General features: G+C 37.1%; 7 protein-coding genes. 3 read left to right on the forward strand and 4 right to left on the reverse strand.

Translation table 11 applies throughout. The features are described from left to right. Window positions 1–61: 61 nt before the first annotated feature. Window positions 62–688: a uracil phosphoribosyltransferase gene (gene upp / locus GQ593_RS09655; RefSeq protein ID WP_160431827.1), complete on the reverse strand. Its 627-nt coding sequence runs from the start codon at window positions 686–688 to the stop codon at window positions 62–64. Between the two features lie 249 nt (window positions 689–937). Between upp and GQ593_RS09660 the strand changes: the two genes are divergently transcribed. Next, window positions 938–1,291 (forward strand): DUF805 domain-containing protein, encoded by a 354-nt coding sequence (locus GQ593_RS09660; protein ID WP_160431828.1) that lies wholly within the window; start codon window positions 938–940, stop codon window positions 1,289–1,291. Between the two features lie 64 nt (window positions 1,292–1,355). On the opposite strand, the gene gntR is transcribed toward GQ593_RS09660, so the two are convergent. Further along, window positions 1,356–2,360, reverse strand: a complete 1,005-nt coding sequence (gntR, locus tag GQ593_RS09665; protein WP_085246962.1) for a gluconate operon transcriptional repressor GntR — start codon at window positions 2,358–2,360, stop codon at window positions 1,356–1,358. Continuing rightward, window positions 2,353–3,045 carry a uracil-DNA glycosylase gene (ung, locus tag GQ593_RS09670; protein ID WP_160431829.1) on the reverse strand — a complete coding sequence of 231 codons (693 nt, stop codon included), beginning with the start codon at window positions 3,043–3,045 and terminating at the stop codon, window positions 2,353–2,355. Before ung ends, gntR begins: the two co-directional genes overlap by 8 nt. 450 nt (window positions 3,046–3,495) lie before the next feature. Between ung and grcA the strand changes: the two genes are divergently transcribed. Both grcA and ltrA read left to right on the forward strand, forming a co-directional pair. Then, entirely contained in the window at window positions 3,496–3,879 is a 384-nt protein-coding gene (gene grcA, locus GQ593_RS09675) for an autonomous glycyl radical cofactor GrcA (protein WP_160431830.1), read from the forward strand. A gap of 1,223 nt (window positions 3,880–5,102) precedes the next feature. Next, window positions 5,103–6,767: a group II intron reverse transcriptase/maturase gene (gene ltrA / locus GQ593_RS09680; protein ID WP_202115448.1), complete on the forward strand. Its 1,665-nt coding sequence runs from the start codon at window positions 5,103–5,105 to the stop codon at window positions 6,765–6,767. Between the two features lie 263 nt (window positions 6,768–7,030). On the opposite strand, the gene GQ593_RS09685 is transcribed toward ltrA, so the two are convergent. Continuing rightward, the coding region (locus tag GQ593_RS09685) for an IS3 family transposase (protein ID WP_160431832.1) at window positions 7,031–7,255 on the reverse strand (225 nt) is incomplete at its 5' end.

The following is a 7,255-nucleotide window of genomic DNA, read 5'->3' on the forward strand; positions in this document are numbered from 1 at the left end:
TATAACTTGCCTAATTGACAGGCATAAAAAAACCGGATTAACCGGTCTAAAATTTGAGATTTTATTTTGTGCCGAAGATTTTATCTCCAGCGTCCCCAAGTCCTGGCAATATGTAGCCTTTTTCGTTCAACCTCTCATCGATTGATGCGGTATAAAGTTCAACGTCAGGATGAGCTTGTTCAAGCACTTTAATGCCTTCTGGTGCAGCAACCAAAACTAATACTTTAATATTTTTACAACCTGCTTTTTTAAGCAGATCGATCGTCGCAACCATTGAACCGCCTGTTGCCAGCATTGGATCAACAACCAAAGCCATTCGCTCTTCAATATCAGAGGTTAACTTTTCGAAATAAGGAACTGGTTCAAGTGTCTCTTCGTTACGGTAAAAACCCACAACGCTAATTCGGGCGCTTGGTATATGTTCAAGCACACCATCCATCATACCTAAACCCGCACGTAAAATTGGTACCACCGTAATTTTTTTACCTTTAATTCGTTCAACTTGCACAGGTCCACACCAACCTTTTATAGTCACTGTTTCAGTTGGTAAATCAGCAGTTGCTTCATAAGTTAATAAACTGCCAACTTCGCTGGCAAGATCACGAAAGTCTTTGGTGCTAATATCGTGTTCGCGCATTAATCCAATTTTATGGCGTACAAGAGGATGTTTTACTTCAACTATTTTCATGGAGGGCCTCAGTGCTATTTTCTATAATCTGTTAATCGGTATAAATAACCACTGAGCGATAATTCTAACATAGTTATCATTTTATGAAAACCTCGAATCAACAAGCTATCAATGATATAACTATCGATAAAAAAATAAAAAATAGGAAATTTAATCATAAAAATAATTTTTATTTTCATTTTATTTTCATTAAAATAACTAATATAAATAACTTGTTTTATTAATTAAACTAAAAAGGAATATAAAGAAATGAATTGGTTTATTGATTGTATTACAAAAAATTATGCAAATTTTAATGGACGAGCGCGTCGTAAAGAATATTGGATGTTCGTTTTATTCAGTGTTATTTTAGCAGTTTTAACAATCATCATTGATAAAATAATTGGAAACGACCTGATGATTGTAACCTGTATTTTGTCGTTAGCACTGCTTCTTCCTAATTTAGCGGTTACTGTACGCCGCTTACATGATACAAATAAATCCGGTTGGTGGATTTTGTTGCAATTTATTCCATACGTAGGTGGTATTATAATATTAGTCTTATGCATGCTAGACTCAACACCAGGTAGCAACCAATACGGTGAAAATCCTAAAGGGATGTAATTACCATTAACCTTATCACTAAAAGTGATAAGGTTAAATCATTCAAAATGCACTTTCTGTTTTATCAAATACTTTCCCCGTCTAAATACTCAACCGGCAAATCAATCACTTTTTTATCAATTTGTTCACCATTAATCCGTTTTAATAACAGCTCTGCGGCAATTTTTCCCATTTCAATCCTTGGTGTCTGTATAGACGCCAATTTGGGATTCATAAATTGACCAATTTGATGTCCATGAAAACCAACAATCGCTATTTTTTTGGGCACTTCAATCCCCATCCTTTGACATTCAAGTAATACCCCTAGAGCTAAGTCATCATTAGTACTAAAAATACCGTCAACACAAGGAAATTCTGTTAAAATTTGATGCAAAAATCTCGCCCCCAATTCGTAAGACGACGCTTCTTTAGTCGCTAGTGTTCGTGGGATTAATCCTGCATCTTCCATCGCCTTTTCATAACCTTGTTGGCGAATAATACTCCGTTGATCTTGCCTTGCGCTAAAATAGACAATATTTCGACGCCCTTTAGTTATCATGCGCTGAATCATATTTTTAGTCGCAGTAAAATTATCAAATCCAACCGCCATATCAATGCAAGGTGAAACACTATCCATAATTTCAACCACAGGTATGCCCGAAATTTCAATCATTTTTAAAGTTGCTGGAGTATGTGTTCTTTCGGTTAGAATTAATCCATCAATATTATAAGAAAGTAATGATCGCAACCGTGATTCTTCTTTATCTGAACTGTATCCAGTATGAGTAATCATGGTTTGATATCCCCGAGCATCCGTCACCGTTTCAATCCCTTTTAAAATATCAGCAAAAACTTGATTGGTAAAAGAAGGAAACACAATACCAATTGCATTGCTTTTAGCATTAGATAGCATATCAGGGGCTTTATTCGGAATATAGCCTAGCTCATCTATCGCGGCTGAAATTTGTAATTGAAGAGGTTTAGAGACCAAATTAGGATCACGTAAAAAACGGCTAACTGTCATTTTACTAATCCCAATTAAATTGGCGATTTCTTGCAAACCCGTTCGACGTTTTTTATGGCTATTCATTCACTTTTTCCGGTAGCGTTGGCTGCCAATTTATAGCTACTTTACCTTGTTGTACAATAAGATCATTTGCTTTTGAAAAATGCTTACAGCCCAAAAATCCACGATGAGCAGATAACGGTGATGGATGCACTGACGTTAATACATGGTGTTTTTGACGATTAATAAACTGCCCTTTTTTTTGTGCTGGCGATCCCCACAATAAAAAAACCACACCCTCAAGATGTTTATCAATTGCTGCTATCACATGATCAGTAAAAGTTTCCCAACCTATTTTTGCATGAGAATGCGCCTGCCCTGCTTCAACAGTGAGCACATTATTTAATAATAATACGCCTTGAGTCGCCCAAGAAGCTAAATAGCCATGAGAAGGAATTGTAAACCCCGCAATATCCGTTGATAGCTCTTTATAGATATTCATTAACGATGGTGGTGGCTTAATTCCCGGTAAAACAGAAAATGAAAGTCCGTGAGCTTGATTAGGTCCATGATAAGGATCTTGCCCTAAAATCACGACTTTGATTTGATCAAATGGCGTGAAGCGAAACGCATTAAACACATCATGCTGGGGTGGATACACAATCTTACCATTAGCGCGCTCAGATGCCACAAATTGTATTATATGTTGAAAATAGGGCTTCTGTTTTTCACCGCCGATGACGTCATGCCATGTTAATTGATTACTCATACAATACCTATACTATAATTTTATATGACTCAACAACACTATTTGCTGATTACAATAATTATACCTAAAAATAATAATAAACCTAATGCTAATCAGCTTAAACCTCACTACAGCAAGATTATTAAATATTCAGTTAGACACGCAATACAACCAAGTATTTAATGCTTCAATATTAATGACATATTTTTACAAAATTTTAAATCACAATCAGTTTGGCTAAATCGAATATTAAGTTGTGCTCCTTATATTGTTAAAAAGACAATTGACAAGGAGGAATAAATAAAAAAATAATTAATGTAATAAATAGTTTTCATACAATCATAACTAAAATACTAAACAAAGGTATTGCTTATTGAATTGATAGCTTTTTTTGACTTTAATCAAATATCCAAAGTGCTATATTAACCCTAATTATTTTAGGGCAATAAGGCCCCGTTAGGAGGATTTAAAATGATTACAGGTATCCAAATTACTAAAGCAGATAATGCAGCACTTCTTAACTCTTTCTGGTTATTAGACGACGCTACAAAAGAAGCACGTTGTGTAGCTGCTAAATCAGTTTATAAAGAAGATCAAGTGATCCCAACTGCAGAACTAGGTAAATTCGAATATCGTGAAGTTCCATTAGATGTTGCCCCAACTATTAAAGTTGAAGGCGGTCAACATTTAAATGTTAATGTACTTCGCCGTGAAACATTAGAAGACGCTGTAAAAAATCCTGAAAAATACCCACAATTAACTATTCGTGTTTCTGGTTATGCGGTACGTTTTAACTCACTAACTGCTGAACAACAACGCGATGTTATTGCTCGTACATTTACAACGAAAATTTAAGTGCGACAAAGGCGTGCTTATACACCTAAACCTTTGATTTTTAATCAAAAGTTAGGTGGGCTATTAAGGTGAATAACTTTAACTAGCCACTCCCTGCAATATCTGAGTAAGACGTTATACAATGTCCGAAAGGATATTGCATAACCTATATTCGGTAAAGAATTTACCTTAGTCTGTGAGAGACAAATCTCATAACTAAAGAACAAAATTCTTTGGACAATTCAATTAATCCTATCTGATATTCTGGAAGATTCCAAGGAGTTCAATAAGAAATTATTGAATCGACCAAGGAAACGAAAGAATCCATCAGCATATAGTTTAAGCTAGAATTGACCTATTGTGAAGTTATAAGTGCATAAGCTGTTATTATCATTGTTGAAGTACAATTACTGATAAATGAGGTAAAAGTGCGAGTCAACCTGTTATATGACTAACAGTAGTCTAGGGATAGTGCGAAACTGGTAACGGTTTGGTGCGGAGCTTCCTGACAATGTACCCCCTTGAGGAATAGCAAGGTTAATGTTTATCGTGAGATAACATTAAGTAATGGCAAGTAGTATGCCATGAGGGGCTAGGCTAAATAGAAAGATGAACGTAAGTGAATTGTTGATAAACGTCGTGATCGTTAAAGAGCTTAAGCTACTGACAAGCTCTAACCAAAAGGTACATAGTGGGTTATCTCTTTTTAGATTGGGGATACGTCATCATAACACTATCGGCGAACAGACAGCATCTTAACTATTTGTGTGATAATAATGGAACTTGGTAAGCCTGTATTTCCGCCTTAGGGCAGGTAAAGCGCAAGCGATACTGATGGGGGTGCAGGTAAAGGAGGTTAGAGAAAGCGAATGATTGGCTGTAATGGCTGATATAGGGTATGAAACATGACCTAACTCGAAAGGGTGCAGACTTCTAACTGGTCTTTCATCGTAAGATGTTGGCTAATCCTTTATGGTCATTTCTTCGGGAATGATTGGGTGAGGAAAGGAAACAGGCAAGTGAAAACAAGCCCATTTCCCTACTCTAACAATTCACCATGTGACAGAGAAGTAGAATTTATTTGGTAACCTGAATAATTCTTCTTCTTTTCACTGGACGAAGAAATTATTCACCAAAAACCAAGTAGATTTCTGCTTATTTCTGTTACTACAGGAGTAAGTATGAAAGAGTACACTAAGTTTAACGAAAAAGTTAAAAGTAGTCCAGCTCCAGCGACTCCTGACATGAATGAGCTATGGCACAATATTGATTGGGTTAAAGCAACAAAACATGTTAAGGGATTGCAGGTACGGATTGCGAAGGCAACAATTGAAGGTGACTACCGTAAGGTCAAACGCTTACAAAGGTTACTAACACGCTCAACGTATGCTAAGCAATTAGCGGTTCGAAGAGTGACAGAAAACAGAGGTAAAAGGACGGCAGGAGTTGACAAGGTAACATGGTCAACGCCAATGAGTAAATGGAAAGCCATTGCAACGCTGACAAGTAAAGGATATAAACCCATGCCGTTAAGGCGAGTTTATATTCCCAAGTCTGACGGAAAGAAGCGCCCTTTAGGCATTCCGACCATGAAAGACAGAGCAATGCAAGCGCTGTATTTATTTGCTTTACAGCCTGTAGCCGAAACGACAGCAGATAAAAACTCGTATGGATTTCGTATCAATCGCTCAACGGCGGATGCGATAAGCCACGTGCATAAGATATTTTCACGCAAAGGGCGTCAAATGAGACAAACGGCGCAATGGGTATTGGATGCCGATATACAGGGTTGCTTTGACCATATTAACCACGAGTGGTTAATCGAAAATATTCCGATGAATAAACGGATATTATCAAAATGGTTAAAATCGGGCGTAGTAGACATGGGACAGGTCAAGCGGACGGAAGAGGGTACACCACAAGGGGGTATCATCTCACCAACTTTAGCAAACATGGCACTAGATGGCATAGACGAGCTATTAACTAAACACTTTGGTGTAATTGGAAATAGACAACGGCGAGCTAATAAGGTGTATATGGTTCGATATGCGGACGATTTTATTATATCGGGGAGTTCGAAAGAATTACTTGAAAATGAAGTTCTGCCAATAATGCGGGAATTTTTGAAAGAGAGGGGATTAACCTTATCGGAAAAGAAAACTCACGTTGTTAATATCGAGCAAGGGTTTGATTTTCTTGGTTGGACGGTGAAATCATTTAAAGGCAAATTGTTGATTAAGCCAAGTAAAAAGAATGTGAAAGCATTCTATCGCAAGGTGAAAGAAACAATCAGTGCCATGAAGATGGTTAAACAAGACATATTAATAGGAAAGTTAAATCCAATGTTAAGGGGATGGGCTAACTATCACCGCAGCATTGTCGCTAAAGAAACGTACAGTAAAGTAGACCATTTAGTCTGGCAAGCGATTTGGCGATGGTGTTGTCGAAGACACAGTAACAGGCGGAAACGATTTGTTAAAGCGAAATACTTTACAAAGATACAAAGCAGGGACTGGATATTTGGCACACATACAACGAATCGGCACGGTGAAAAGATATGGACTGAATTACTGTTTTGCAGTAGGACAGAAATTAAACGTCATGTAAAGGTAAAATCGGAGTACAACCCATTTTTACCCGAATGGGAATTATACGGTGAAACATTATACCAAAAACGGATGTACGAGGATTATTCGCACAGAAGTCAATGGCAAAGGTTGTATAAGGAACAAAAAGGGCGTTGTGGATTATGTCATCTTCCTATCACAAAAGAGACGGGTTGGCATGACCACCATATCATATACCGTGTAAATGGCGGGGATAATAAGCTGAAAAACAGGGTTTTATTACATCCTGTATGTCATACTAAAGTTCATGCACTGAAGTTAGACGTATTGAAACCGACTTAGCAATAAGTTAATAGAAAGGCTTGAGCTGTATGCGGAGAAATTCGCTCGTACAGTTCTTAGGGGGCGGCGATACAGTAATGTGTCGTTGCTACCCGACTTAGTTGGTTAAAATAAGAACCCAGCTTATGCTGGGTTTTTTTATGAGTTTTGGTAAAAAACACCGTACAAAAACTTCAATAAAATTAATATCTTTTCTGACCGATTTTTGGGCGGAAAATTAGGCTTTTTTTTGTTTTGGTACATAGTGGAATGGCAACACATTTTCAAACAAAAAAATTAAGGGATAAGTGTTTTTTAAATTCAACGGGAGGCAAGTAGCCTAACGAAGAATGTAATCGTTTATGATTATACCAATAAGCATAAGCCGAAAAAGCGCGTTGTAACTCAGCCGTTGAGTTGAAACGTTGGCCTTTTACAAATTCCGTTTTAATTGTTTTAAATGTCGCTTCCGCTACCGCATTGTCATAAGGACACCCTTTCTTGCTTAA

Origin of the sequence: Gilliamella sp. Pas-s25, from assembly GCF_009795885.1 — a bacterium.
GTDB lineage: Bacteria > Pseudomonadota > Gammaproteobacteria > Enterobacterales > Orbaceae > Gilliamella.

Excerpts from the sequence above, each read along its gene's own strand:
- upp (WP_160431827.1), bottom strand. The coding sequence starts at position 688 with ATGAAAATAGTTGAAGTAAAACATCCTCTTGTACGCCATAAAATTGGA.
- GQ593_RS09660 (WP_160431828.1), top strand. The coding sequence starts at position 938 with ATGAATTGGTTTATTGATTGTATTACAAAAAATTATGCAAATTTTAAT.
- gntR (WP_085246962.1), bottom strand. The coding sequence starts at position 2,360 with ATGAATAGCCATAAAAAACGTCGAACGGGTTTGCAAGAAATCGCCAAT.
- ung (WP_160431829.1), bottom strand. The coding sequence starts at position 3,045 with ATGAGTAATCAATTAACATGGCATGACGTCATCGGCGGTGAAAAACAG.
- grcA (WP_160431830.1), top strand. The coding sequence starts at position 3,496 with ATGATTACAGGTATCCAAATTACTAAAGCAGATAATGCAGCACTTCTT.
- ltrA (WP_202115448.1), top strand. The coding sequence starts at position 5,103 with ATGAATGAGCTATGGCACAATATTGATTGGGTTAAAGCAACAAAACAT.